This window comes from Micromonospora sp. NBC_01740 (genome assembly GCF_035920365.1).
GTDB classification, from domain to species: Bacteria; Actinomycetota; Actinomycetes; order Mycobacteriales; family Micromonosporaceae; genus Micromonospora; species Micromonospora reichwaldensis.
Genome location: NZ_CP109150.1, coordinates 1,840,550 through 1,864,277, shown reverse-complemented (window position 1 = coordinate 1,864,277; position 23,728 = coordinate 1,840,550). Strand labels below are relative to the sequence as shown.

The 23,728-nt window shown below is 73.7% G+C and carries 24 protein-coding genes; 12 read left to right on the top strand and 12 right to left on the bottom strand.

Annotated elements, in window-relative coordinates; all coding sequences use genetic code 11:
- Positions 1 to 117: 117 nt before the first annotated feature.
- Positions 118 to 624, top strand: coding sequence for a SigE family RNA polymerase sigma factor (locus OG989_RS09000; RefSeq protein ID WP_327030253.1), 507 nt, complete (start codon positions 118 to 120; stop codon positions 622 to 624).
- Positions 624 to 1,658, top strand: a complete 1,035-nt coding sequence (locus OG989_RS08995; protein ID WP_327030252.1) for a hypothetical protein — start codon at positions 624 to 626, stop codon at positions 1,656 to 1,658. The genes OG989_RS09000 and OG989_RS08995 overlap by 1 nt, the downstream gene beginning before the upstream one ends.
- A 478-nt stretch (positions 1,659 to 2,136) precedes the next feature.
- On the opposite strand, the gene OG989_RS08990 is transcribed toward OG989_RS08995, so the two are convergent.
- Genes OG989_RS08990 through mqnE form a run of 3 tightly spaced genes read right to left on the bottom strand, consistent with a single transcriptional unit; the run spans position 2,137 to position 4,071 of the window.
- The gene (locus OG989_RS08990) at positions 2,137 to 2,412 is read right to left on the bottom strand and encodes a DUF4229 domain-containing protein (RefSeq protein WP_327030251.1); all 276 of its coding nucleotides are present in this window, start codon (positions 2,410 to 2,412) and stop codon (positions 2,137 to 2,139) included.
- 43 nt (positions 2,413 to 2,455) lie between these two features.
- Positions 2,456 to 2,878, bottom strand: coding sequence for a hypothetical protein (locus OG989_RS08985; protein WP_327030250.1), 423 nt, complete (start codon positions 2,876 to 2,878; stop codon positions 2,456 to 2,458).
- A gap of 23 nt (positions 2,879 to 2,901) precedes the next feature.
- Positions 2,902 to 4,071 carry an aminofutalosine synthase MqnE gene (gene mqnE / locus OG989_RS08980; RefSeq protein ID WP_132232180.1) on the bottom strand — a complete coding sequence of 390 codons (1,170 nt, stop codon included), beginning with the start codon at positions 4,069 to 4,071 and terminating at the stop codon, positions 2,902 to 2,904.
- 241 nt (positions 4,072 to 4,312) lie between these two features.
- Between mqnE and OG989_RS08975 the strand changes: the two genes are divergently transcribed.
- Positions 4,313 to 5,917, top strand: coding sequence for a C40 family peptidase (locus OG989_RS08975; protein WP_327030249.1), 1,605 nt, complete (start codon positions 4,313 to 4,315; stop codon positions 5,915 to 5,917).
- Between the two features lie 773 nt (positions 5,918 to 6,690).
- On the opposite strand, the gene OG989_RS08970 is transcribed toward OG989_RS08975, so the two are convergent.
- Positions 6,691 to 7,185 carry a hypothetical protein gene (locus OG989_RS08970; RefSeq protein ID WP_327030248.1) on the bottom strand — a complete coding sequence of 165 codons (495 nt, stop codon included), beginning with the start codon at positions 7,183 to 7,185 and terminating at the stop codon, positions 6,691 to 6,693.
- Between OG989_RS08970 and OG989_RS08965 the strand changes: the two genes are divergently transcribed.
- From OG989_RS08965 to OG989_RS08955, 3 genes are all read left to right on the top strand, one after another.
- On the top strand, positions 7,148 to 7,621 hold the full coding sequence (locus OG989_RS08965; protein ID WP_327030247.1) for a hypothetical protein: 474 nt from the start codon (positions 7,148 to 7,150) through the stop codon (positions 7,619 to 7,621). The two genes, OG989_RS08970 and OG989_RS08965, sit on opposite strands and share 38 nt — an antisense overlap.
- 196 nt (positions 7,622 to 7,817) lie before the next feature.
- Positions 7,818 to 9,662: a DEAD/DEAH box helicase gene (locus OG989_RS08960; RefSeq protein WP_442791916.1), complete on the top strand. Its 1,845-nt coding sequence runs from the start codon at positions 7,818 to 7,820 to the stop codon at positions 9,660 to 9,662.
- A gap of 109 nt (positions 9,663 to 9,771) precedes the next feature.
- Entirely contained in the window at positions 9,772 to 10,392 is a 621-nt protein-coding gene (locus OG989_RS08955) for a putative glycolipid-binding domain-containing protein (protein WP_442791946.1), read from the top strand.
- A 98-nt stretch (positions 10,393 to 10,490) separates the two neighbouring features.
- Here OG989_RS08955 and OG989_RS08950 read toward each other — a convergent pair whose 3' ends face one another.
- The 3 genes from OG989_RS08950 to OG989_RS08940 all read right to left on the bottom strand — a co-directional run bounded on the left by OG989_RS08950 (position 10,491) and on the right by OG989_RS08940 (position 13,019).
- Entirely contained in the window at positions 10,491 to 11,582 is a 1,092-nt protein-coding gene (locus tag OG989_RS08950; RefSeq protein WP_151457415.1) for a PLP-dependent cysteine synthase family protein, read from the bottom strand.
- A 22-nt stretch (positions 11,583 to 11,604) separates the two neighbouring features.
- The gene (locus tag OG989_RS08945) at positions 11,605 to 12,432 is read right to left on the bottom strand and encodes an SDR family NAD(P)-dependent oxidoreductase (RefSeq protein ID WP_327030244.1); all 828 of its coding nucleotides are present in this window, start codon (positions 12,430 to 12,432) and stop codon (positions 11,605 to 11,607) included.
- Between the two features lie 128 nt (positions 12,433 to 12,560).
- On the bottom strand, positions 12,561 to 13,019 hold the full coding sequence (locus tag OG989_RS08940) for an Lrp/AsnC family transcriptional regulator (protein WP_151454997.1): 459 nt from the start codon (positions 13,017 to 13,019) through the stop codon (positions 12,561 to 12,563).
- 268 nt (positions 13,020 to 13,287) lie between these two features.
- Between OG989_RS08940 and OG989_RS08935 the strand changes: the two genes are divergently transcribed.
- Positions 13,288 to 13,554, top strand: coding sequence for a BldC family transcriptional regulator (locus OG989_RS08935; protein ID WP_132232190.1), 267 nt, complete (start codon positions 13,288 to 13,290; stop codon positions 13,552 to 13,554).
- A gap of 66 nt (positions 13,555 to 13,620) precedes the next feature.
- Here the strand turns inward: OG989_RS08935 and OG989_RS08930 are convergent, their stop codons facing one another.
- A complete protein-coding gene (locus OG989_RS08930; protein ID WP_327030243.1) occupies positions 13,621 to 14,250 on the bottom strand; it encodes a UbiX family flavin prenyltransferase in 630 nt (209 codons plus the stop codon).
- Between the two features lie 195 nt (positions 14,251 to 14,445).
- Between OG989_RS08930 and OG989_RS08925 the strand changes: the two genes are divergently transcribed.
- Positions 14,446 to 15,450 (top strand): terpene synthase family protein, encoded by a 1,005-nt coding sequence (locus tag OG989_RS08925; protein ID WP_327030242.1) that lies wholly within the window; start codon positions 14,446 to 14,448, stop codon positions 15,448 to 15,450.
- A gap of 4 nt (positions 15,451 to 15,454) precedes the next feature.
- Here the strand turns inward: OG989_RS08925 and mqnP are convergent, their stop codons facing one another.
- Together mqnP and OG989_RS08915 are read right to left on the bottom strand one after the other, a co-directional pair.
- Positions 15,455 to 16,366, bottom strand: coding sequence for a menaquinone biosynthesis prenyltransferase MqnP (gene mqnP / locus OG989_RS08920; protein WP_151455000.1), 912 nt, complete (start codon positions 16,364 to 16,366; stop codon positions 15,455 to 15,457).
- On the bottom strand, positions 16,366 to 17,826 hold the full coding sequence (locus tag OG989_RS08915; RefSeq protein WP_327030241.1) for a menaquinone biosynthesis decarboxylase: 1,461 nt from the start codon (positions 17,824 to 17,826) through the stop codon (positions 16,366 to 16,368). Before OG989_RS08915 ends, mqnP begins: the two co-directional genes overlap by 1 nt.
- Before the next feature lie 247 nt (positions 17,827 to 18,073).
- Between OG989_RS08915 and OG989_RS08910 the strand changes: the two genes are divergently transcribed.
- Positions 18,074 to 19,423 (top strand): hypothetical protein, encoded by a 1,350-nt coding sequence (locus OG989_RS08910; RefSeq protein ID WP_327030240.1) that lies wholly within the window; start codon positions 18,074 to 18,076, stop codon positions 19,421 to 19,423.
- Positions 19,424 to 19,508: 85 nt separating this feature from the next.
- Here OG989_RS08910 and OG989_RS08905 read toward each other — a convergent pair whose 3' ends face one another.
- On the bottom strand, positions 19,509 to 20,066 hold the full coding sequence (locus tag OG989_RS08905) for a carboxymuconolactone decarboxylase family protein (RefSeq protein WP_327030239.1): 558 nt from the start codon (positions 20,064 to 20,066) through the stop codon (positions 19,509 to 19,511).
- Between the two features lie 115 nt (positions 20,067 to 20,181).
- Here OG989_RS08905 and OG989_RS08900 point away from each other — a divergent pair, with 115 nt between their 5' ends.
- The 3 genes from OG989_RS08900 to OG989_RS08890 all read left to right on the top strand — a co-directional run bounded on the left by OG989_RS08900 (position 20,182) and on the right by OG989_RS08890 (position 22,800).
- Positions 20,182 to 20,658, top strand: a complete 477-nt coding sequence (locus OG989_RS08900) for a MarR family winged helix-turn-helix transcriptional regulator (protein ID WP_151455004.1) — start codon at positions 20,182 to 20,184, stop codon at positions 20,656 to 20,658.
- A 442-nt stretch (positions 20,659 to 21,100) separates the two neighbouring features.
- Positions 21,101 to 21,472: a hypothetical protein gene (locus OG989_RS08895; RefSeq protein WP_151455005.1), complete on the top strand. Its 372-nt coding sequence runs from the start codon at positions 21,101 to 21,103 to the stop codon at positions 21,470 to 21,472.
- Complete coding sequence (locus OG989_RS08890; RefSeq protein ID WP_327030238.1) at positions 21,472 to 22,800, top strand: hypothetical protein; 1,329 nt, start codon at positions 21,472 to 21,474, stop codon at positions 22,798 to 22,800. The genes OG989_RS08895 and OG989_RS08890 overlap by 1 nt, the downstream gene beginning before the upstream one ends.
- A 30-nt stretch (positions 22,801 to 22,830) precedes the next feature.
- Here the strand turns inward: OG989_RS08890 and OG989_RS08885 are convergent, their stop codons facing one another.
- On the bottom strand, positions 22,831 to 23,637 hold the full coding sequence (locus OG989_RS08885; RefSeq protein ID WP_327030237.1) for an AAA family ATPase: 807 nt from the start codon (positions 23,635 to 23,637) through the stop codon (positions 22,831 to 22,833).
- Between the last annotated feature and the right edge of the window lie 91 nt (positions 23,638 to 23,728).

Genomic DNA, 23,728 nt, shown 5'->3' with positions numbered 1-23,728 from the left:
CGCGTCGCCCGGCTCAGGCCGGCGACCGGGCCCCTCGGCCGTTCCGGACGAGTCCCGTCCTTCGAGAGATGCTGGCCGGATGTCTACGGGTTGGCCGACTTGCGACGTTGATAGGGCGTGACGTTCGAGGAGTACGCGTTCGCCCGCACTTCGGCGCTGGTGCGGCTCGCCCGGTTGCTGACCGGTGACGAGCATCGGGCCGAGGACCTGGTTCAGGATGTCCTCGCCAGGGCGTACGCCCGCTGGGCGCGCATCTCCCGGACGGATCGGCCCGATGCGTACGTCCGACGGATGCTCGTCAACGCCCACCACTCGTGGTGGCGCCGGCGCAGCAGCCAGGAGATCTCCGTCGCCGACGTGCACGATCGGCCGGGCGCCACGGACGAGGCCGCCGGTGTCGCCGAACGCGACGCTCTGTGGCGGCTCGTCCGCACCCTGCCGGCGCGTCAACGCACCGTGATCGTCCTGCGCTACTACGAGGATCTCGACGACGCGTCGATCGCCGAGATCATGGACTGCTCCACCGGCACAGTCCGTACCCACGCGAAGCGGGCCCTGACGGCACTCCGCGAGCGGCAGGAAGCAACCGCATCCGCCTCCGCCCGGACAGGAGGAGAGTTCTGATGTCCAGCAACCTCGATCAGCAGCTCGCCACGACGCTCAAGCACCACGCGGGCGGCGACATCGACCCCGCGCCGATCGTGGAACACGCCCGGCGTCGCGGCCACCGCCTCCGACTGCGCCGCCGCTGGTTGACCGCCGGGGGGACGGCAGCGGCGTGCGTCGTCCTGGCCGCGGCGGTCATGGTGATTCCGTCCGGTCGGGCACCCGATGGCGGGACCATGTCGGCCACGGCACTCGTGCTGCCGGACGCACCGGGCCAGCCCGGCGCCATCGCACGGCCCGAGGTCGTGGGGGCCGATCCCGGCGTGGTGCACTTCACGACCGACAGCCTGGTCAGCGGCGCCTCGTCCGCGACCTGGAGCGCCGGCCGTGGGGTCGAGAGCGTCGAGTTCCGGGGCCCGACCGGGCAGGCCCGGTTCGCGTTGGCGCGCAGCGTCGCGACGCTCGACGGGCTACAGCAGACGCTGTCGTCGGCGGGGCGACCGCAGCCGCCGACCGATGTGCGAGTCGGAGGCCGCCCGGGGGTCGCTTGGCTCGATACGAAGCTGTGGTTCGTCCGTTGGCAACCCGTTGACGGGCTCTGGGCTCAGCTCGACATCTACGCGACCGGCCGCGACGAGGCGACGGACGCGGCGAGTCGCGTCCGGTTCGACGGCGCCCACCGCTGCGTGGTGCCGTTCCGCCTGCGGTCACTGCCGCCGGGTGGGCGGCTGCTCGGATGCTCGGTCACGCTTTCCCGGTCGGAGCACGGCTCCTTCGATGAGGCCTCGCTGACGGTAGGGGACGATTCCGGGCGCTGGCTGACGGTTCGGGCGCAACCCGTGCCGGGGCGCGACGCCAGGGAAGCCGACCTCGTCGCAGGGCCCTACCGGGCTCGCCGGCAGGGCAGCGACGTGCTGGAGATGTTCGTCGAGCCGTGCGTCGTCGAGGCGTTCCTCAAGGGTTGGGGGAACGGCTACACCGAGCCGGAAGGCCTGACGATTCTTAGCGGGTACCAGCCGGTCCGCGACCTCGACAACCCCGACACCTGGTGACACCACCGCAGCGCCGACAGGGCGGATTCCACCGTCGCTCGTCCTGCGGCTGTGCGATTGGAGATCAGGCCGGAAGCGATGGCAACAGTGGACTACATTTGCAGCCTCATCGAAGGAGGCGAATGTGGCGGACTGCTCGAGGTGCGGGCGATCAAAGAACTACGCGGGCGAATGCATGTACTGCTGGGGGCGGGAGGCGGGAGACGACATTAACGCCGGGAAGACCATGCGCCTTCCGAACTCCGATTCGAGGCGCGACATAAACACCGGGCAGACCTACCACCCGAAGAGTTCCGGTTGCCTCGTGCTCGCCGTGCTCACACTGTCGCTGTCCGGGCTGATCCCCGGCGTGCTGCTGATGTGGCACCTGACAGTCTGACGGTCCGGCCGCCGGCCGCCCCTGGCCAGGATCCGCCAGCGCGGCCGTGATGCGCCCGCCGACGTCGGCCCGGAGCAGGCGGGGATCATCGCCGAGGCGCTAGTTGGAGGGCCCCGGCGCCTCCCGGTCCTGGTCCTCGCCGGCGAGGGCGGAGCGGAGCCGCTCCTTCTCGGCGCGACGACGCTCGGCGGCGGTGGCCATCTCCTCGGCCATCTCGTCCCGCCAGCCCTTGAGCAGGAAGAACGACAGGGCGGCCGAGAAGGCCAGCGCCACCATCAGCTTGATGAAGATGTTCATCTCGACCAGCCAGAGGGCCGCCAGCACGGCGACGAACAGGCCGAGCCGGCCCAGCGTGTACTTGACCGCCGCGCTCACGTTCCGCACTCCGTTCTCCGCCGCCGGGGTTCCGGCGGCAGGTTCAGCCCGTCCGGCGGGCCAGCCAGTGGACGCCGTGGAACCAGACCACCGCGTACCCGAGGGTGAAGGTCGCCGCCCCCAGCCCACCGGAGAGCAGCGGCGGGAGACCGGCGGCGAGGCCGGCCACCACCAGCCCGGCGACCACGCCCACGGCGGCGGCCGCCAGCGCCGACACCACCCGGGCCGCGCCGAACTCCCAGGCGCGGAAGTCGTCCCAGAACAGCCAGGCCGGCAGGATGATCGCCAGCCAGCCGCTCGACCGCCCGAATTCGCCGCTGCCGATGAGCGCGAACGCCCAGTCGAACAGCACCACCGCCAGCACGCCGATGACCAGGCCGGCCAGGCTCACCCCGAGCAGGTCGCCCAGGGTGAGGATGCGCCCCTCGGCGTCCCGCCGGGGGAATCCGCTCCGCTGCTCGGTCATGGTCTGGAAGGGTACGTGCCGACTCAGGCCCAGACCTGCTGCGGCTCGGCGCGGCGCTCGGCCAGGGACGCGGGGGCGTCGTACTCGCGGACCACCTCGTAGCGGGTGTTCCGCTCGACGGGACGGAAGCCGGCGTCCCAGATCAGGTGCAGCAGGTCGTCCCGGTGCATCGTGTTCGGGGTGCCGTACGAGTCGGCGTCGTGGGTGATCTTGTATTCGACGACCGAGCCGTCCAGGTCGTCGACGCCGAAGTTGAGCGAGAGCTGGGCCACCGACAGCCCGTGCATGACCCAGAAGCACTTCACGTGCGGGACGTTGTCGAAGAGCAGCCGGGAGACCGCGAAGGTCTTCAGCGACTCGGCCGGCGACGCCATCGTCGTCCGGGCCTGGATCCGGTTACGGATCTTGCCGTCCGCCGAGTCGACGAAGTCGTGCTGGTAGCGCAGCGGGATGAAGACCGCGAAGCCGCCGGTCTCGTCCTGGAGCTCGCGCAGCCGCAGCACGTGGTCCACCCGGTGCCGGGGCTCCTCGATGTGGCCGTAGAGCATCGTCGCCGGGGTCTTCATGCCCTTGCTGTGCGCCAGGGCGTGGATCCGCGACCAGTCCTCCCAGTGACAGGCGTGGTCGACGATGTGCTGGCGGACCTCCCAGTCGAAGATCTCCGCGCCGCCGCCGGTCAGCGACTCCAGGCCGGCGTCCATCAGCTCGTCGAGGATCTCGTCGGCGCTCAGCCCGCTGATCTTCTCGAACCACTGCACCTCGGTCGCGGTGAAGCACTTGAGCTTCACGTTCGGCAGCGCCGCCTTCAGCTCGCGCAGCACCTTCGGGTAGTAGCGCCAGGGCAGGGTCGGGTGCAGGCCGTTGACGATGTGCAGCTCGGTGAGCTGCTCGTCCTCCATCTCCTTGGCCTTGCGGACCGCCTCGTCGATGCGCATCGTGTAGGCGTCCTTCTCGCCCGGCTTGCGCTGGAACGAGCAGTACGCGCACGAGGCGGAGCAGACGTTGGTCAGGTTGAGGTGCCGGTTGACGTTGAACATCACCCGGTCGCCGTTGAGCTCGGTGCGCCGGTGGTGCGCCAGCCGGCCGAGCCACGCGAGGTCGTCGCTGTCGTAGAGGGCGATCCCGTCCTCACGGGTCAGCCGCTCGCCGGCGTACACCTTCGCTTCGAGCTCACGCTTGAGTCCGGCGTCCATCGAAAGCCACGTCCCTTCCACCTGCGGTAGGAATCGAGCGTACGTCGGCCCGCCGACGCCGCCGCAGCATGGTCGGCCCCCGTGCGCCGGTTCACCGAACTCTCAGGCTCCTGTTACCTGCCGACGCATCGACATCGTTGCCTGGGTGCGGTAAGACAGGGTGGGACGTTCGCCACACACTGGTAGCGTCCCGACGGCCGCGCCCACCCGGCGCGGCGACGCAGGCCGGACGGGGAGCGGAATGGGCGACAGCAGGCACGGGCGACGGCAGCGACGGCGGAGTCCGGTGATCTCGCCGGTGCTGCGCCCGGCGCTCTGGTCCGCCCTGCTCGGCGCCGTCGCCGCCACGGTCCTCGCCAACCCGGTCCAGGCCGACCCGTCGCTGCCCACCAGCGTCCCCGACACCGGGTCCCGGCCGTCCTACAGCGGCCAGCTCCAGCTCCCCGGCGGCACGCCGGTCCCGGGGTTGCCGGGCACGGTCCCGGGGTTGCCGGGCACGGTCCCCGGGCTGCCGGGCACGGTCCCCGGCGTGCCGGGCGGCAACGTCGGCAACGGCCCGCTCGCCGCCCAGATCTACGCCGCCGAGGCCCAGGTCGGGCAGCTCCGTGACCAGCTGCTCCTGCTCCAGCAGAAGCGCACCGAGGCCGAGACGCAGCGTGCCACCGCCGAGCGCAACCTCGCCCTCGCCCGGGACGCGGTGGCGCGCGCCCAGGAGGGCGCCGACGCCGCCGCCGCAGGCGCCTTCAAGGCCGCCGCCGCCCTCCCGCCGGGCGAGTTCGCCAACGACCTGCACGAACTGAGCCGGCTCTCCCGGATCATCCGGGGCGAGAAGGCCGAGGGCGGCACCACCGCCGCCCAGGGCGAGGTGTCCCGGGCCCGCACCGGCGAGCAGGCCGCCAGCCAGGCGATGGTCTCGGCCGACTCCCGCCTCACGGGCGCCAGGACGGAATACTCCGCCGGCGAGAAGGCCCTGCGCGCGGCCGAGAAGAAGCTGGACAAGCTGAAGCGGGACAACGCCGCCCAGCTCGTCGAGATCGAACGCCAGCAGGAGGCCGCCGAGCAGCGCCTCGGCGCCGGCTACCTCGGCAACGAGACCGCCAGCGGGCTGGCCGCCCACCCGACGGCGCTGAAGGCCCTGGCGTACGCCAAGGCGCAGCTCGGCGACCCCTACCTGTGGGCCGCCGAGGGGCCGGACCGGTTCGACTGCTCCGGCCTCATCTACGCCGCCTACCGGTCGGCGGGCTACTACGGGCTGCCCCGGGTCTCCCGGGACCAGTACTACGCCACCCGGTCCCGCACCGTGTCCCGCACCGCGCTGCTCCCCGGTGACCTGCTCTTCTTCGCCTCCGGCACCAGCTGGACGACGATCCACCACATGGGCATGTACGTCGGCGGCGGCAAGATGATCCACGCGCCGACCACCGGCGACGTGGTGAAGATCTCCACCGTGCGCTGGTCGCGCCTCTACGCCGCCACCCGCGTCATCGGGGCGGTGCCCGCACCGGTCAGCACCCCATCGCCGACGCCGACGCCGAGCAAGCCGCCCGCGACGAAGCCGCCGACCAGCCCGAAGCCGACCTCGCCGACCTCGCCGACCTCGCCGTCGCCGAGCCCGTCGACGTCACCGTCGACCTCGCCGTCCCCGACGCCGACCGGCACCCCCTCGCCCACGCCCACGCCCGACACGTCGACCTCGCCGTCGCCGTCCCCGAGCAGCTCGGACGCCTCGTCGCCGAGCCCCTCGGGGGGCAGTGTGGCGCCGACCACGGCGCAGAGCAGTTCCGATCCGGCGGCCAGCACCTCGGCCAGCACGTCGGCCACCGCCTCGGCGAGCTCCGGCAGCTGACCACGGTCCCCGGGCCGACCGACGGGATCGGCCCGACATCGCCCCCGGAACACGCTCCGGCTGTGCCGTCGGGCCGGAATGTGGCACGGTGACAGACAGGCACGCCCGGTCCGATGTCGCGGATCCGGGCGCGAGCGTGCGCGGAGGGCGAGCATGGCCGAGCAAGAGGTTCCGGCGGAGCCGGTCGACCACGGATCCGCGCCCGACCGGAGCGGTGCCGGGGCACCGCATCCCCTGACGTCCGTCGGCGCACCGACGCCGGCCACAGCCGACGGCGCGGCGGGGCCGTCCGGGTCGTCGACCGAGCCGCCCTCCGACGACGTACGCCGACAGCCCGACGCGCCGGCCCGCGGCCGGGTGTCCGTGGCCACCGCCGCCGCGCCCGGCGGGAGCGAGGCGGTACCGCCGCCCGGCCCGAGCGCCGGCACCACCTACCGGGCCGCCGGGACGGGTGCCCCGGCGGCCACCCCGGTCCCCGGTCAGCGGGGCACGGCGGGGGCGCGGGCCAGCGCCGCCGTACCGGGCATGCGGCGGATCTCGGCGGACGAGGCCGGGGCCATCCGTTCCCGGACGGGCGAGGCCCGGATCTACCGGGCGGCGCCGGTCAACCCGGAGCCGCCGGAGCCCGCCCAGCCGCCGGAGCCGGCGCAGCCGCCGACCCCGCCCGTCCCGGAGCCCGAGCCGGCGCCGGCCCCCACTCCGCCAGTACCTGGTCCGAACCCGCCGTCGCCGGCCCCTCCCGTCCCGGCCCCGACGCCGCCGGTCCCCGGTCCCTACCCGCCCGGCCCGGTGCCCCCGGGACCGGGGCCCAGGCCGCCGGCACCGGTACCGCCCGTGCCGGCGCCGCCCACGCCGCCACCCGGGCCGCCGGTGCCCGCCCCGCCGCCCCCGCCCGGCCCGACGCCGGCGCCACCGTTCCCGCCGCCGCCCCTCACGGCCGCCGCGAGCGCCGGACCGGCACCGGGCCCCGTCGCGGGCGCGCCGCCGTTCTCCGCGCCGCCGGTGGTCACGCCGTCGTTCTCCGCACCGCCGGCATCCGCGCCGCCGTTCTCCGCGCCCCCGGCGGTCGCGCCCTCGTTCTCCGCACCTCCGGCGTCGGCGCCGCCGTTCTCCGCACCCCCGGCGTCGGCGCCGCCGTTCTCCGCGCCCCCGGCATCCGCGCCGCCGTTCTCCGCGCCCCCGGCGTCGGCGCCGCCGTTCTCCGCACCTCCGGTGTCCGGGCCGCCGGTGGTGCCCGCTCCCGCACTGCCGGGCTGGCCGCCGCCCACCAACCCGGGTGACCGCCGGCCCGGTGGTGCCGAGCCGGCCGCCGCGCCCCGGGAGGCACGCCGGCTGAGCGGTCGCGTCGACGGCGGCGGCTCGGCCACGCGCGTCGGGCAGGCCGGGGGCGCCCCCGCGGGCCGCTACGACGGCGGACCCGACCTGGGCACCATCTACGGCGCGGGCGCCGGAGCCGGCACCGAGGGCCCGGGCTTCAGCACCGTGTCGTTCCCGAACAATCCGGTGGAGAACTCCGGCTCGTTGACCGGGCACATCCTGGCCCAGGGCTGGACGGAGACCCCCACCGAGCAGCGCTCCAGCACCGCCAAGGTGGTGGTCGTCCTGGCCGCCTCGCTGGGCCTGCTCGTGGCGATCAGCGTGCTGGTCGTGCTGCTCGCCAACGACACGGTGGGTGGGCTGGTGGGCGGCGTCCTGAACAAGTGAGCCGCGTACGACGTCGATGGTGAGCCCGCCCACTACCCGTCCGTGGTCGGGTGGCGGGTTCGCCCTGTCGCCGTACACTGGTGGGGATCACTGACCCGGCGCGCCCTGCGCGCCCATGGGCGATCTTGCGGGCGATTCGGCGGCGTTCAGCTGCGGCAGGCCATCGCGAAGATGCGCCCCGCTCGAAAGGCATTTCTTGACGACCTTTGCTGAACCCAGCACGTTCCTGCCCGCCCTCGACACCGCCGACGCGCAGACCGCCGTCGAGCGGGACGGCACCGTCCAGGACCCGGCCGCCCCGGTGACGCCCGAGGCCACCGACTTCGCCGCGCTGGGGCTGCCCCAGCCGCTGGTCCAGGCGCTCGCCCGGCAGGGCATCACCACCCCGTTCGAGATCCAGCGCGCCACCATGCCCGACGCGCTCGCCGGCCGCGACGTCCTCGGCCGTGGCCAGACCGGCTCCGGCAAGACCCTGGCCTTCGGCCTGCCCCTGCTGGCCCTGGTGGCCGACCGCAACCGGGCCCGGCCGTTGCGCCCCCGGGCCCTGGTCCTGGTGCCGACCCGGGAACTCGCGATGCAGGTCAACGACGCGCTGATGCCGCTCGGCAAGGCCGTCGGCGTGTTCCTGAAGACCGCCGTCGGCGGCGTGCCGTACGACCGGCAGATCGACGCGCTGCGGCGCGGGGTGGAGATCATCGTGGCCACCCCGGGCCGGTTGGGCGACCTGATCGCCCGGGGCGTCTGCCACCTGGACGACATCGAGGTCACGGTCCTCGACGAGGCCGACCAGATGGCCGACATGGGCTTCCTGCCCGAGGTCACCGAACTGCTGGCGAAGACGCCGGCCGGCACCCAGCGGCTGCTCTTCTCGGCCACCCTGGACGGCGACGTCGACGCGCTGGTCAAGCGGTTCATGACCGACCCGGTGACGCACTCCACCGCCCCGTCCACCGCCTCGGTGTCCACCATGGACCACCACATGCTGCTGATCCCGCCGCACGACAAGTTCCCGGTCGCCGCGTCCATCGCGGCCCGGGACGGTCGGACGATGGTCTTCGCCCGCACCCAGCTCGGCGTCGACCGGCTGGTCGAGCAGCTGGCCGCCGTCGGCGTACGGGCGGGCGGGCTGCACGGCGGCAAGACCCAGCGGATGCGTACCCGCACGCTGGCCGAGTTCCGTGAGGGACGGGTGAACGTCCTGGTCGCCACGGACGTGGCGGCCCGGGGCATCCACGTCGACGGTGTCTCGCTGGTGCTGCACGTCGACCCGCCGAAGGACCCGAAGGACTACCTGCACCGTGCGGGGCGTACCGCCCGGGCCGGCGAGTCCGGCGCGGTGGCCACGCTGGTGCTGCCGAAGCAGCGGCGGACCACGCTCGCCATGCTGGAGAAGGCCGGCGTGGCACCGGCCGAGACCCGGGTGCGGGTCGGTGACCCGGCGCTCGCCGAGCTGACCGGCGCCCGTGAGCCGAGCGGCGTCCCGGTGCGCATCGAGGCCGAGGAGCCGCGCCGGCACGGCGACCGGCCGGGCGGCCCGCGCCGCTACGGCGACCGTGACACCCGGGGCGAGCGCCGCTACGGCGACCGGCCCCAGGGCGAGCGCCGCTACTCCGACCGGCCGACCGACGGCCGTGGCTACGGCGACCGCCCGCAGGGCGAACGCCGCTACAGCGACCGGCCCGCCGACAGCCGTGGCTACGGCGACCGCCCCCAGGGCGAGCGCCGCTACTCCGACCGGCCCGCCGACAGCCGTGGCTACGGCGACCGCCCGCAGGGCGAACGCCGCTACTCCGACCGGCCCACCGACAGCCGTGGCTATGGTGACCGCCCGCAGGGCGAACGCCGCTACGGCGACCGGCCGACCGACGGCCGTGGCTACTCCGACCGCCCGACCGACGGCCGTGGCTACGGTGACCGGCCGCAGGGCGAGCGGCGCTTCGGCGACCGGGGCGGCTTCCGGCCCGAGGGCCGGGGGCGCGACGACCGGCCGCGCGACGACCGGCGGGGCTTCGGCGGGCGTCCGCCGGCGCGTACCCACTGACCGACAGCGTCATCCACGAACGCCGTCGCGGGGCCCAGGCTCCGCGGCGGCGTTCGCGCATCCGCTGCCGGTGCCGGCCGGGTCGCGTAACGTCCGGCTCATGCCGACCATGCCGAAGTCGCTCTTCTGGACCCGGACGGACACCGCCGGCGCGGAGCACGCGCTGTTCGACGACGGCCGTGGACTGACGGCGCGGGGCACGCTCACGGCCGTCGACCCGATCCCCTACACCTGCCGCTACCAGCTCGCCACCGACCCCGAGTGGGCCACCCTCCGCGTCGAGGTCGAGGCGGAGGGCACCGGGTGGCTGCGGAGCGTACGCCTGGAGCGGGCGACCGACGGGTGGCGGGTGACCACCGCCGAGCAGGGTGACCTGGACGCGGCGCTGCGGGCGGCCGGCCACCCGCCGGTCGGGCTTCCCGGCACCGACGACCCGGACCGGCTGGCCGGGGCGGTGGACGTCGACCTCGGCGGGGCGGCGCTGTTCAACGCGCTACCGGTGCGCCGGCTCGGGCTGCCCCGCGCCGCGGCCGACACCCCGCACCGGATCGACGTCGCCTGGGTGCTGGTGCCCAGTCTGCTGGTGGTGCCCGCCGAGCAGGTCTACACCCCGCTCGGCCCCGGCCGGGTCCGCTTCACCAGCGACACCTTCACCGCCGACATCGACCTCGACGGCGACGGCTACGTGGTGCGCTACCCCGGGCTGGCCGAGCGCGTCGACCCGCGCTGACCGGGTTGCGGGCGCCTCCCCCGACGGCCCGGGCCGGCCAGGCTGGCTCGGCCGCCCCGCGGCTCAGCCAGGCAGGCGGCGCAGGTCAGCGAGGCGGCTCAGGCCGGCCAGGTGCCCGTGCTGAGGAAGCGCTCGACGGTCGCCAGGTGCGGGGTGAGGTCCAGTCCCTGGGCGGCCAGCCAGTCGTCGGAGTAGTAGGTGTCGGCGTAGCGGTCGCCGGCGTCGCAGATCAGGGTGACCACCGAGCCGGTGCGGCCCTCGGCGAGCAGCTCCGCGATCAGCCCGAAGGCGCCCCACAGGTTGGTGCCGGTCGAGCCGCCCACCCGGCGGCCGAGCACGGCCGAGCCGGCGCGCATGGCGGCCAGCGAGGCGGCGTCGGGGACCTGGACCATCCGGTCCACCACCGACGGCACGAACGACGCCTCGACGGTCGGCCGGCCGATGCCCTCGATGCGGGAGCCCCGCCCGGTGCGCACCGACCAGTCGGCGGCCTGCCAGGCGGGATAGAACGCGGAGTTCTCCGGGTCGACCACGCACAACTTGGTGGGCAGCCGCTGGTAGCGGGCGTACCGGCCGATGGTGGCGCTGGTGCCGCCCGTGCCGGCGCCCACCACGACCCACGCCGGCACCGGGTGCCGTTCCAGGGCGAGCTGCGCGTAGATCGACTCGGCGATGTTGTTGTTGCCCCGCCAGTCGGTGGCGCGCTCGGCGTAGGTGAACTGGTCCATGAAGTGCCCGCCGGAGTCCTCCGCCAGCCAGCGGGCCTCCACGACCACCTTGGCCGGGTCGTCGACGAGGTGGCAGCGGCCACCCTGGAACTCGATCTGGACGATCTTCTCCGGCGAGGTGGAGGCGGGCATCACCGCGATGAACGGCAGCCCCAGCATCCGCGCGAAGTACGCCTCGGAGACCGCCGTCGAGCCGGACGACGCCTCCACGATCGTGGTCTCCGGGCCGATCCAGCCGTTGCACAGCCCGTAGAGGAAGAGCGAACGGGCCAGCCGGTGCTTCAGCGAGCCGGTCGGGTGCACCGACTCGTCCTTGAGGTAGAGGTCGATCCCCCACGACCGGGGCAGCGGGAACGGCAGCAGGTGGGTGTCGGCGGAGCGGTTGGCGTCCGCCTCCACGGCGGCGATCGCCTCGGTCACCCAGCGCCGGCTGGCCTCGTCGCACCGGTCGATGTGAGTCACGTTCGAAACTTAGCAAGCCCGCTCACTGCGGACCGGCCCCGATCCGCCGGCGCTGGCGGCGCTGCCCGGCCCTGCCGGCCGCGAGGATCAGCGGGGCGAGGCGCACGGCGACGCCGGGCAGCGCGTCGAGGAGCCGGACCTGCGCGCCGCGCCAGCGGGGGACGCTGACCACCGGGCGGGGCCGCCGGGCCAGCCGCGCGGCCCGCCGGGCCACCCGCTCGGGGGTCAGCAGCGTCCCGGTGAAGGAGGCCGCAGCGCCCGGGTCGTCGAGCCGGTCGTGCAGCATCGGCGTCCAGATCCCGTCCGGGCACAGGCACGACACGTGTACGCCCCGGTGCCCGGCCAGCCGCAGGTCGGCGAGGGTGCCGATGCTGAACGCGACGAGGGCGTGCTTGCTGGCCGCATAGACGGTCTCGCCGGGCGCGGCCACCAGGCCGGCCAGCGACACGACGTTGACCACGTGCCCGTGCCCCTGTCCCCGCATGACGGCCAGGGCGGCAAGGGTGCCGTTCATCGCGCCGAGGGCGTTGACCTCGACCACCCGGCGACGGGTCGCCGCGTCGTGCTCCCACGAGGGGCCGGTGACGAGGATCCCCGCGTTGTTCACCCAGAGGCCGAGCCCGCCCCGGCCGGCGGCCTCGGCGGCGACGGCGGCGCAGGCGTCGGAGTCGCGTACGTCCAGCCGGCGCGACCAGCCGCCCAGCGGGGCGGCGGCACGGGCCACCGCCTGGTCGTCGTGGTCGGTGAGGAGCACCGGCCAGCCGTCGGCGTGCAGCGCGGCGGCGATGGCGCGGCCGAGGCCGCCGGTCGCGCCGGTGACCACCGCCGTCCCAGGGGCTGGCTTCGTCATCGGCGCACGCTATCGCCGCCCGGCGACCGGGCGCCAGAGCCGGCCGGACGCGGCCGTCCGGAGGCCGACGGCCGGGGGTGACCGGACGCGGCCGTCGGGGCGGCGGGGGCGGGGGGCGGGTGGCGGGGTCAGGTGGCGGGAGGCACCGGGGCCTGTGGCCGGTTCTCCCACTTCGTGGAGAGGGCGATGCCGGTCCGGGTGGAGGCGACGCCCGGGGTCCGGTTCAGCCGCACGATGAGCCGCTCCAGCTCGGCGATGGTGCCGACCCTGGCCTTGAGCAGGAACGACTCGACGCCGGCCATGAAGTAGCAGGACTCGATCTCGGGCATCTGCCGGAAGGCCTCCAGCACGTCGTCGGTGTCGCCGCCGGAGTCCTCGACGATCCCGATGAGTGCGGTGACGGCGAAGCCGATCGCCTCGGGCTCCACCTCCGCCCGGTAGGCCCGGATCACGCCGCTGGACTCCAGCTTGCCGACCCGCTCGTGCACGGCGGGCGCGGAGAGGCCGACCTGCCGGGCCAGCTCGGCGTAGGACAGGCGGGCGTTGCCGCGTAGCAGCTCCACGAGGCTCAGGTCGATGGCGTCCACGGACTGTGACCCTAGCGGTCCGGGCGTAACGTCGGGCATCCGGCGCGCGTTGGACATGACAGGGTGTAGTCGCTTGCAAACTGACAGTCAAGGGAGCCGCACGCAGGTAATATTTCCTAACTTCCCACTCAGTGCGTTTTTCGCGTTTGGCGGACAGGCCAGGTCGCTGGTGCTGTAATTGCCATACGTCCCTCATGACGGCTCTGGGCTCGCACCGGCCGGGGGCAGTGTGTTCAGCCGGGGGCTTCGTCGACGCGAGGAGGGGGCTGTGGACACTGGAGATCGCCTGCTGACACCGGGTGAAGTTGCCGCGCTGTTTCGGGTTGACCCGAAGACTGTGACGCGATGGGCAGCGGCGGGCCGGATAGGCAGCATCCGGACTCCAGGCGGGCATCGCCGGTTTCGGGAATCCGAGGTGCGGGCCCTGCTTGAGGGGGAGGGCATGTTGGACGAGGCGGAAGACGTCGGCAAGCCGCGTAACGCGGGGCCGGCCACCTCGACCGGGCCGGGCCCGGCCAACGCCGGCATGTACTGAATGGTGCGGATCATCACGCGGGCCGGACGAGAGCTCCGGTCCGCGTCGCGGTGAGCCGGGCCCGGGTCACTCCCGCACCGCGCCCAGCTCACCCGACCAGCGACGGAACAGCGTGTGCGGTACGCCGAGGGCGTCCAGCACCTTGCCGGCCACGAAGTCGACGAGCTGCGGGGCGGAGGCCGCCGCCCCGGCGCCGTAGAAGCCGGGACTGGCCGGCAGCACCACCGCTCCGGCGTCGTGCAGCGCGATCAGATGCTCCAGGTGGCTGCGGGTCACCGGCGTCTCCCGGGGCACCACCACCACCGGCCGGCGCTCCTTGAGGTTGACCTCGGCGGCCCGCTGCAACAGGTCCTTGGAGAGCCCGATCGCGATGCCGGCGCAGGCCGCCGTGCTCGCCGGGACCACCGCCATCCCGCGTACCCGGTAGGAGCCGCTGCTCGGGCCGGCGGCCAGGTCGCCGGCGGGCCAGTGCCGCACGTCGGCTCCCGCGAGGTCGCGGCCCAGCCAGGCGGCGAGGTCGTCGGCCCAGTGTGCGTCCCGGAACGGGCGTCCGGTCTCGTCGAGGACGGTCAGCCGGGCGGCCCGGGAGACGATCAGGTCCACCGGCTCGCCGGCGTCGAGCAGCGCCCGCACGACGGCCGCCGCGTACGGCGTGCCGGACGCCCCGGAGACTCCGACCACCCATGGTTCGCGCATGCCCTCCAGCCTGCCTGGTCGTCCCCTCCCGATGCCGGGCACCCCCGTCCGGAGCGTCCGTGATGTCCCGCTCAGGTGTCGGTTGTGCGCCGACGGGCGCGATGTCGGGTCGGGAGCGCGACCATCCCGCCCGCCTGACATGCTGCCGGTGGCGATTCCCACGCGAAGCGGGATCGCACCGGGGAGGAATCGGTGATGACCGGCGAGGTCCTCTGGTCGCTACGGTCGGAGTGCCCCATCCCGCCCCGGCTCTCGCCGCACGCCGACCGGGTGCAGAAGTGGCTGGTCGGCGACCTGCTGCCGGGCCTCGGCCTGGCGACTGACGACGCGGCGCCGCAACGGCTGGCGCACGCCGGCGTCGCCCGGTACGCCGGCCGGCTCTACCCCGGCGCCACCGAGGCCGACCTGCGGGCGCTGACGGCCCTGTTCACCTGGTTCTTCCTGGTCGACGACGCGTGCGACCGGCCGGGCCGGCTCGACGCCGACCAGATCCGGGCGCTGCGCGCCGGCGCGCTCACCCTGCTGCACGCCGGTCCCCGGCTCCGGCACGCCGGCCTGACCGGGCCGCTGAGGCGGCTGCTGGTGCACGCGTGGCGGGAGCCGCGCCGTCGGATGCCGGCTCGCTGGCGGCTGCGCTTCACCGAGGCCGTCGCCGACCATCTCGACGGCACGTGGCGGGAGGCGGCGAACAAGGCGGCCGGCCGTCGCCCCGGCGTCGCCGAGTACGTCGCGCTGCGGCGCGCCACCTCCGCCGCGTACGTGTCGTATCCGCTGGTGGAGTTCGTCACCGGCCGCCCGCTGCCCGACCCGGTCCACCACCACCCGCTGCTGCGGGAGATCGCCGACACCGGCAACGACCTGCTCTCCTGGTACAACGACCTCGCCTCGCTGGAGCGTGACGAGGCCACCTCCGGCGGGCACAACCTGGTGCTCGCGACGGCGGCCGAGCAGCGGGTGCCGGTGGAGACCGCGGTCGGCCTGACGGCCGAGCGCTGGCGGGCGTCGATGCGGCGCTTCGTCGAGCTGCGCGCCGGGGTGCCGTCGTTCGGCCCGGCGCTGGACCAGGCGGTCACCGACCACCTCGACGGGGTGGCGAACGCCGTCCGGGCCACCGTCGACTGGACCCTGGAGAGCACCCGCTACGGCGGCGGAGGAGGCGGCCTCGTCGACGCTGCCGCCGGCGGAGGGGCCCCTTCCTGACCGGTCAGGCGCGCAGGCCGAGGCGGACGACCAGGTCGAGCAGGGCGAAGACGAACAGCGCGATGCCGACGAAGCCGTTGGCGGTGAAGAAGGCCCGGTTGACCTTGCTCAGGTCGGTCGGGCTGACCACCAGGTGCTGGTAGCCGAAGGCGACGGCGGTCAGCGCCAGACCCACCCACCAGAGCCAGCCGAAGCCGACCAGCGCCCCGAACCAGACGAACAGCGCGAACGTCACCACGTGCGCGACGGTGGAGGCGTGCAGCGCGAACCGCAGCCCGTAGCGGGCCGGCACGCTGTGCACACCGATCTGCCGGTCCACCTCGGCGTCCTGGCAGGCGTAGATCAGGTCGAACCCGCCGATCCAGAGGCCGACGGCCACGCCCAGCAGCCACGCCGGCCAGGAGCCGTCGAGGGTGCCGGTGACGCCCAGCCAGGCGCCGACCGGGCCGACGGCCTGGGCGACGGCCAGGATCGCGTGCGGCCAGTTGGTGAACCGCTTGCCGTACGGGTAGACGACCAGCGGCACCACGGCGAGCGGCGCGAGCACCAGGCAGAGCGGGTTGAGCAGGGCGGCGGCGGCGAGGAAGACCACGAGCGCGACCGCCGCGCCGGTCCAGGCCGTCCGCACGCTGACCGCCCCGGTGACCAGCTCCCGGGAGGCGGTACGCGGGTTCCGCGCGTCGATCCGCCGGTCCAGGATCCGGTTGGCGGCCATCGCGAACGTCCGCGCGCCGACCATCGCCACGGTGATCAGCAGCAGGTCCAGCCACCGGACCCGCCCGCCGTCGACCTGCATGGCGGTGAGCGCCGACAGGTACGCGAACGGCAGCGCGAACACGGAGTGCTCGATCGCCACCAGCTTGAGGAAGGACTTCACCCGGCCCGGTCGCTGCACCGGTTCGACGGCGGTGGCCATCAGATGCCGTACTCCTTCCAGCGCTTGTCGACCAGGGAGACGACCTCGGGGGCCATCCGCATCTCCTCCGGCCAGCCCCGGGTGTAGCCCTCCGCGGGCAGCTTGCGGGTCGCGTCGACGCCCGCCTTGCCGCCCCAGAACTGCTGGTAGGAAGCGTGGTCGAGGTGGTCCACCGGGCCCTCGGTGAGCAGCAGGTCCCGGGCGTAGTCGACGTTGCCGAAGGCGCGGAAGGCGACCTCGTTGTAGTCGTGCACGTCGCAGTCCTCGTCGACGATCACGATCAGCTTGGTCAGCGACATCATGTGCGCGCCCCAGATCGCGTTCATGACCTTCTGGGCGTGCTTCGGGTAGCGCTTGCGGATCGACACGATCGCACAGTTGTGGAAGACCCCGGCGGCGGGCAGGTCGTAGTCGACGATGTCCGGGATCAGGAAGCGCAGCAGCGGCGCGAAGATCCGCTCGGTGGCCTTGCCGAGGCCGTGGTCCTCCTGGGGCGGCTGCGACGTGACGATCGTGTGGTAGACCGGGTCGCGCTGCGTGGTCATGCACTCGATGTGCATCACCGGGAAGGGCTCCACCGGGGTGTAGAAGCCGGTGTGGTCGCCGAACGGACCCTCCGGGAGCCGCTCACCCGGCTCGATGTAGCCCTCCAGGACGATCTGCGCGTGCGCCGGCACCTGCAACGGGACGGTCAGGCAGTCCACCATCTCGACCCGCTCGCCGCGCAGGTACCCGGCGAACAGGTATTCGTCGATGTCGGCGGGGAGCGGCGCGCTGGCCGAGTACGCCACCGCCGGGTCGGTGCCGATGGCGATCGCCACCGGCAGGCGCTGGCCGAGCCGCTCGGCGACCGCGTGGTGCGCCGTGGAGTTCTTGTGGATCTGCCAGTGCATGCCGATGCTGTTCCGCGAGTGCTGCTGCAACCGGTACAGCCCCAGGTTGCGCTTGCCGGTCTCCGGGTGCTTCGTGTGGGTCAGCCCGAAGTTGTGGAAGATCCCGCCGTCACCCGGCCAGACCTGCAACCCCGGCAGCCGGTCCAGGTCGACGTCGTCGCCCCGGTAGACCACCTGCTGGCAGGGGGCGGTCCTGACCTTCTTCGGTGGCATCGACGTGAGCTGCCTGACCTTGCCGAGGCCGTCCATCATCCCGGAGAGACCCACCGGCAGCTCCGGCTTGAGCATGTTGCCGATCCGCTCGCCGACCTCGTCCAGCGACTCGACGCCGAGCGCCATCGCCATCCGCTTCTCGGTGCCGAAGAGGTTGATCACCACCGGCATCTCGCCCCGGGTGGGCCGCTCGAAGAGCAGCGCCGGCCCGTCCGCGCGGACCGTCCGGGTGACGATCTCGCTGATCTCCAGGGTGGGATCGACCGGCGCGCTCACCCGCCGCAGCTCGCCCGCGCGCTCCAGCGCCGCGAGGAAGTCCTTGAGATCGGTGTACGGGAAGCCACGAGCCGCCATGCCTGCCAGTCTCCCGCACCGACCTGGGCGGCGACCACGCCGGGTGGTGTGACACCGGCGATCCACCCGTGAGGAAGCGCGGAAACGGCCGGGCCGATTCTGCCGGCGGAGCCCGCGCCATCGAACGTTGTCGCTCCGGCGGGCCGGATCGGGCGGCCGGCGGTCACTAGGATCAGGTCCGCCGACCGGGCCGGCGGTGACGCCCCGCCGCGGCTCCGCGGACCGGCCCACCCCACGAAGGAGATCGATGACAACTGTGCGCTTCCCGCGCCGCAGCGTGCTGCGCGCCCTGACGGTGCTGGCCGTGGTCACGGCGGGCGCCGGCACGGTGGCCGGCCCGGCCGCCGCGCAAACCGACCCCGGTTGGGTCAGCGGCTGGCTCAACGACCTCACCGTCGGCGCGGCCGGCGCGCCCGGCCGGTCGGCACCGCTGGACCTGAGCAGCAGCGGCGCGACCGCCCCCCGGGTCACCGTCGACCTGAGCGGTCTCGCCGGTGTCGCCACGGCCAGCTTCCCCAGCTGGTGCGTCACCGAGGGCACCTCGGTGACCTGCCCGATGCCGCCGGAGGCGACCCCGGACGAGTACGGCACCGTCAACGGCACGGTGCCGGTGGTGTTCCGCGCCGCCCCGGGCGCCGTCGGCGGCGCGACCGGCACGCTGGACTACACGGTGCGGGCCGACGGGCTGGAGCCGTACACCCAGCAGGCGACCGTCAGCGTGCGCTCCGGTGCCGACGTTCTCGACCTGGTCGACGAGTACGTCTCGGGCGCCGAGGTCGGTGACGTCCACGCCGTGCCCGTGGCCGTGGTCAACGCCGGTGACCAGCCGGCCGAGGATCTGCGGGTGACTTTCCGCTTTCCGGTCGGCCTGCACCCGGCCAGCTACCGGAACTGCCGGTACGGCACCGATCCCGTGCTCGCCACGGTGGTGGTCTGCACCGTGCGGGGCACGTTCGCGCCCGGGATCCGGCACGAACTGCGCAACGGCTTCGCCACCACGGTCGGCCCGGCCGCCCTCGGCGACAAGCGCATCACCCAGTTCGTGGAGCCGCTGGCCACCGCGGGGCCGCTGCCCGGCAACGTGCGGCTGACCCGCCGGGAGGCCGACCGCGCGCTCCGGCTGCGGCCGGTCGGTGGGACGCTCGATCCGGTCACCGCCACCGGCCCCGGCGGCGGGACCTACCTGCGCGACATCCACGGCGCCTTCGACGTCGTCGCCGTGGGCGCCACCGTCACCGGTGCCGTCGGTGCCACCGTGCGGGTGAGCGTGGGAATCCGCAACGACGGTCCGGGTGTGCCGGACGGCACCGTCTCCGGTGGCAACGCCGGCGGGTTCCGCTTCACCCCACCGGCCGGCGTGACCGTGCTGGCCACCCCGCCCGGCTGCTCGCCGACCGGCGACGACGAGGGCGGCGCTCCGACGTCCTGGGTCTGCTGGCTGGGGGCCGTGTTCCCCGTCGGGCAGAGCTTCACGGTCCCGTTCGACCTGCGGATCGACGGGCCCGCCGGCACCCCCGGCGAAGTCAGGTCGTACTACGACTACCCGCGTCCGGACGACGATCCGGCCGACAACACCGCCCCGGTCACCCTCGGCTGACCGGACGACCGCGCCTTCGACGGAGGTGGGCCGGCCTCGGGCAAGCCGTGGCCGGCCTACCCCCGCCCTCGGCTGCCCAGGTGCGTCAGCGGGCGGCCGGCTTCCAGGCGTACGCGGCCAGGGGCTCGTCGAGCGGGGCGCTGGTGAGCCGGTTGGCGAGAGTGGAGATGGTGTACGTGCCGACGCCGAGCACCACGTCCAGGGCGTGCCGGGGCTGGTAGCCGGCGGCCAGGAAGGCGGCGGTCCCGTCCTCGGGCACCGCGCCCCGGTGGTCGAGCACGGCGAGGGTGAAGCACCGCAGCGCCTCCAGCCGGTCGTCGGGCAGCGGCGTGCCGGCGCGCAGCGCGTCGACCAGCTCGGGCGTCGCGCCGTGCCGGGTGAGGGCGGCGGTGTGCATGGCGACGCAGAGGTGGCACTCGTTGCGGGTGGCGACCGTCATGACGACGACCTCCCGCTCGACCGGGTCGAGGGCGCACTTCTCGAAGATGCCGTTGACGGTGAGGAAGCCGGTGAGCAGCTCCGGGGACTCGGCCATCAGGCCGACGGCGGCGGGCAGGTGCCCGAGCCTGCGGCGTACGCCCTCGATGGTCGGCCGGGCGGCGGCGGGTGCGGTGTCGGCGGTGTGCGCGGTGAACGGGGGCACGGGAGACCTGCTCTCGGGGGTTCGGGGGCGGCCGGCGCGGCCCGATCGGCGACGCGCCGCGCGTGACGTAGGATCGTCAACGTGGTTGTCGAAATAGTAAACGAGGTTGTCGAACGTGGCAACGGCTGACCCCGACCGGCCCGGCTTCCTGCTGCCCCTGCTGCTGCTGGCCGGCTTCCGTACGCTCATCGACGACCTGCACGCGGAGCTGGCCCGGCAGGGGCACCCGGAGCTGCGACCGCTGCACGGCTTCGTCCTCCAGGCCGTCGGCGCCGACGGCACCACCGCCACCGAGCTGGGCCAGCGGCTCGGCGTCTCCAAGCAGGCGGCCGGCAAGACGGTGGACCGGCTCGTCGCCCTCGGCTACCTGGAGCGCGCCGACGACCCGCGCGACGCCCGGCGCAAGCTGGTCCGGGCGACCCCGCACGGCCTGGACGGCCTGCGCCGCTCGGCGGCCGTCTTCGACCAGCTCCGGCAGCGGTGGGCCGCCACGCTCGGCCCCGACCGGGTCGCCGCCCTGGAGGACGATCTGCGCGCGGTCACCCCGGCCAACCCGTTCCGCCTCGACGTGCCCGGCTGGTTCGGCGGCTGACCCCGTCCCCTGGCGTTCGCGGCCGGGGCGGGGCTCCACCGACCCGTTCCCGGGTAGCACCCCGCCCGGAGCCGGGAGCGGGCAGGCGTCGGGTGGGGCCGGCAGCAGCACGGCCGCCCGCCGTCAAGACCCCCGGTCGCCGTCGCCCGAACGGTCGAAGCCCGAACGGTGCGCCCCCGCGGCCCTGCGGACCGACCCGGCCCACCCGCCGACAGGCGCCTTTCCCGGGACGCCCGAGCCGGTCATAGGCCTTTCGGCCACCCGCTAACACACCGCGTGCGAACGCGGCCAGCACCGTCCATGCGGAATTGCCCGCCGTTCAGTCGGGCTCCGCCGGATCCGCCCGGCACCGTAAATCTTCCGACATTGCCCGCAGACAATTCCAATGGTTCCGTCACCACCATCCGAAACATTTTCCATCGGAGCAAGATCGGGGTGACGGTTGGCGATGGCCACCTTCAATCAGCAGAACCAGCGCGTGGATCAGCAGTTCAACGCCGAAACCATCGATCTGCGGAACAGCACCTTCGAACGTCTGCCCGACAACGCCGGCCAGACGGAGCTCGTCCCTCGACTGGAGGCCGTCCTGAGGGCGGTGGAGCAGGCCACGGCCAGCGGCGCCCTCGACCCGCAGGTCGGCCGCACCGTCGTCGACGACCTGCACGGCGCCCGCCGGAGCCTGACCCGCGACGACCAACGCGAGGCCTCGCGACGGCTGCGGCGGGCCATCGAGGTGTTGCAGGCGGCGGCACCGCTGGCGGTGATCGGCGGGGCGATGGCGACCATCTGGAACTCGTTGGGCGGGGCTTCCTGATGACCACCTTCGACCAGCACGGCCAGCGCGTCTTCGGCGCCCAGATCAACGCCGACAACGTGCACATCAACAAGTCCGACGGGCCGCAGCAGCTGATGGCCTACGGGCGGCGGGCCGTCGCCGAACGGCTGTACAAGAGGGCGGCCGAATACTTCACCGAGGCGATCGCCAAGGGGGCGAAGGGCGCCGACCCGCACTACTACCTGGCCCTCGCGCTCCTCGGCGGCAGACGGCCCAGCCGGATGGGTCGCGAGGCGCAGCAGGTGATGGCCCGGGTGGAGGAGCACCTGGGCAGGGCACTCCAGATCGACCCCGCTGCGGCGCACGTCCGCGCCCTCTGGGTGGCCGTCAAGCGCGACCACTACGCCGACCGCCACGACCCCGGCCCGTCCGTCGCCGACATCGAGGCCGGAGCCGGCGACATCGACCCGGTGCACGCGGCCGAGATCGCCCCCTTCCTCGGCAACCGCGAGAACCGGCTGTGGCAGGCCACCGTCGCCGTGGCGCAGGCCGGCATCGAGGAACGCAAGCCGAACGTACGCAAGTACTTCGTCCGCACGCCCGTGCCGCCCGCGACCGGTGGCGCGCAGGCCATGATGGTCGCCGGCGGCATCGGGTTGGCCCTCGCGCTGATCCTCGTGCTCGCGTCGTTGTCGGAGTCGGGTTACCTCTGCCTCGCGGTGCTCGTGGGTGTGGGCGGCCTCGTCCTGCTGGTCAAGGGATACGGCCAGTACAACGCGCTCACGTCGACGTACGAGCGTGACCTGGCGGCGGCCGAGCCGAAGCCCAGCGACGAGCAGATGGACGTGTGGCTGCACTTCGACAAGTTCGGCGTTCTCGATCACGCCCTCCGGCACCTCGACCGCGAACTGGACGATTTGATCTGCGAGCCGCAACTCGTCATCGGTCCCGCCTCGCCCACCGAACAGGCGGTGGGAAAGGACGGCATCCGTCGGTTCTCGCGGTACAAGTTCGTCATCCTGCTCCTCGGACAGACCCGCATCTCGGTCTTCTCCTGCGAGTGGGACTTCGTCAAGTGCATCGTGTCGAACGCCGACGCCTTCGACTTCCGCTACAAGGACATCACCGGCCTGCGTATGCGGCAGTTGCACGAGGCGACGCACGGCAGCCGACTGGTGATGACCGGCGACGACGGCAAGGAGATGGAGGTACGGTTCGCCAAGATCTTCGAGATGATCATCGCGGGTACGGACCGCATCGCGGTGACCATCGACGTCCAGGCGCAGAACGCCGGCGCCGGGTTGCAACCGACGGGGGCCACCGCCACCGAACGGCTCGTCCGGCGGCAGTTGGACGACGTGGCCTGACCGCCCGGTCGCGGCTTCTCGGTCTCGCGCCTACGCGCCGGAGTAGAGCCGGTCAGGATCGACCAGCACCACATCGGGTCGGTGGGCGGCGAGCTGCCGCAGTTCGGCGGTGAATCCCTCGGCGCTGGCCAGCAGCAGCCGCGCGCCGCGCGCGTCGAGCCCGGGGCGGGCGACGAGCAGCTCGCGCGCCCGCTCCAGTCGATCCAGGTGGGGCCGGCCGAGCAGCCGGCCCCACTTGACTGCGCCGATGGCGAGCAGGGGACGCGGACCGTCCCCGAGCGGCGACTCGCCGAGGGCGACGAGGTAGCGCGCCTCGCGGAACAGCGGGCGGGCAGGATTGAGGACCGCCCGCACGACCCAGTCGTCGAAGTCGTCCCGCCCGTCGGGCGTGTCGTCCTGCACGTACTCGCGGCGGTAGGCCGGCGTGCCTCCGACGATGGCGAACACCTGGGCGGCGAGCAACGGATCGTCGAATCCCCAGAACGCCGCGGCCGACCGGTAGTCCAGGGGCGCGACGGGCAACTCCAGCCCGGCTCGCCCGCGCAGCGGCGCGGAGCCGGCCAGCAGCCCGCCCATGAACGAGAGCGCCGAACCACACAGCAGGAGACGGGTACGGGAGGCGGTGCGCTCGGCCCGGCCGGGGGTGAGCGCGTGCTGGATCACCGACGGCAGGTCCCGGCTCGCCCGAGCCAGGTAGGGGAACTCGTCGACCACCACCGTGACCGGGCGGTCCCGGCCGAGGGCCAGCAGTGCGTCGACCGCGCTCGCCCAGTCCGCGAGGTGCACCGGCCCGGGAGCGCCCGTGTGCCGACCGAGCGCCTCGCCCAGACGCCGCAACGAGTCCGCCTGCGTCGCCTCGGTCGCCCCGAAGTAGAAGCCCTCCGTGGCGCGGGCCAGCTCGTACAGCAGCAGGGTCTTGCCCTGACGC

What these genes read in the sequence shown, in the direction of transcription:
- mqnP (WP_151455000.1), bottom strand. Translation starts at nt 16,366, where the DNA reads ATGGCCACCGCCGTCGAACCGGTGCAGCGACCGGGCCGGGTGAAGTCC.
- OG989_RS08975 (WP_327030249.1), top strand. Translation starts at nt 4,313, where the DNA reads ATGGGCGACAGCAGGCACGGGCGACGGCAGCGACGGCGGAGTCCGGTG.
- OG989_RS08910 (WP_327030240.1), top strand. Translation starts at nt 18,074, where the DNA reads ATGACAACTGTGCGCTTCCCGCGCCGCAGCGTGCTGCGCGCCCTGACG.
- OG989_RS08915 (WP_327030241.1), bottom strand. Translation starts at nt 17,826, where the DNA reads ATGGCGGCTCGTGGCTTCCCGTACACCGATCTCAAGGACTTCCTCGCG.
- OG989_RS08890 (WP_327030238.1), top strand. Translation starts at nt 21,472, where the DNA reads ATGACCACCTTCGACCAGCACGGCCAGCGCGTCTTCGGCGCCCAGATC.
- OG989_RS08930 (WP_327030243.1), bottom strand. Translation starts at nt 14,250, where the DNA reads ATGCGCGAACCATGGGTGGTCGGAGTCTCCGGGGCGTCCGGCACGCCG.
- OG989_RS08955 (WP_442791946.1), top strand. Translation starts at nt 9,772, where the DNA reads ATGCCGAAGTCGCTCTTCTGGACCCGGACGGACACCGCCGGCGCGGAG.
- OG989_RS08985 (WP_327030250.1), bottom strand. Translation starts at nt 2,878, where the DNA reads ATGACCGAGCAGCGGAGCGGATTCCCCCGGCGGGACGCCGAGGGGCGC.
- OG989_RS08925 (WP_327030242.1), top strand. Translation starts at nt 14,446, where the DNA reads ATGACCGGCGAGGTCCTCTGGTCGCTACGGTCGGAGTGCCCCATCCCG.
- mqnE (WP_132232180.1), bottom strand. Translation starts at nt 4,071, where the DNA reads ATGGACGCCGGACTCAAGCGTGAGCTCGAAGCGAAGGTGTACGCCGGC.
- OG989_RS08945 (WP_327030244.1), bottom strand. Translation starts at nt 12,432, where the DNA reads ATGACGAAGCCAGCCCCTGGGACGGCGGTGGTCACCGGCGCGACCGGC.
- OG989_RS08995 (WP_327030252.1), top strand. Translation starts at nt 624, where the DNA reads ATGTCCAGCAACCTCGATCAGCAGCTCGCCACGACGCTCAAGCACCAC.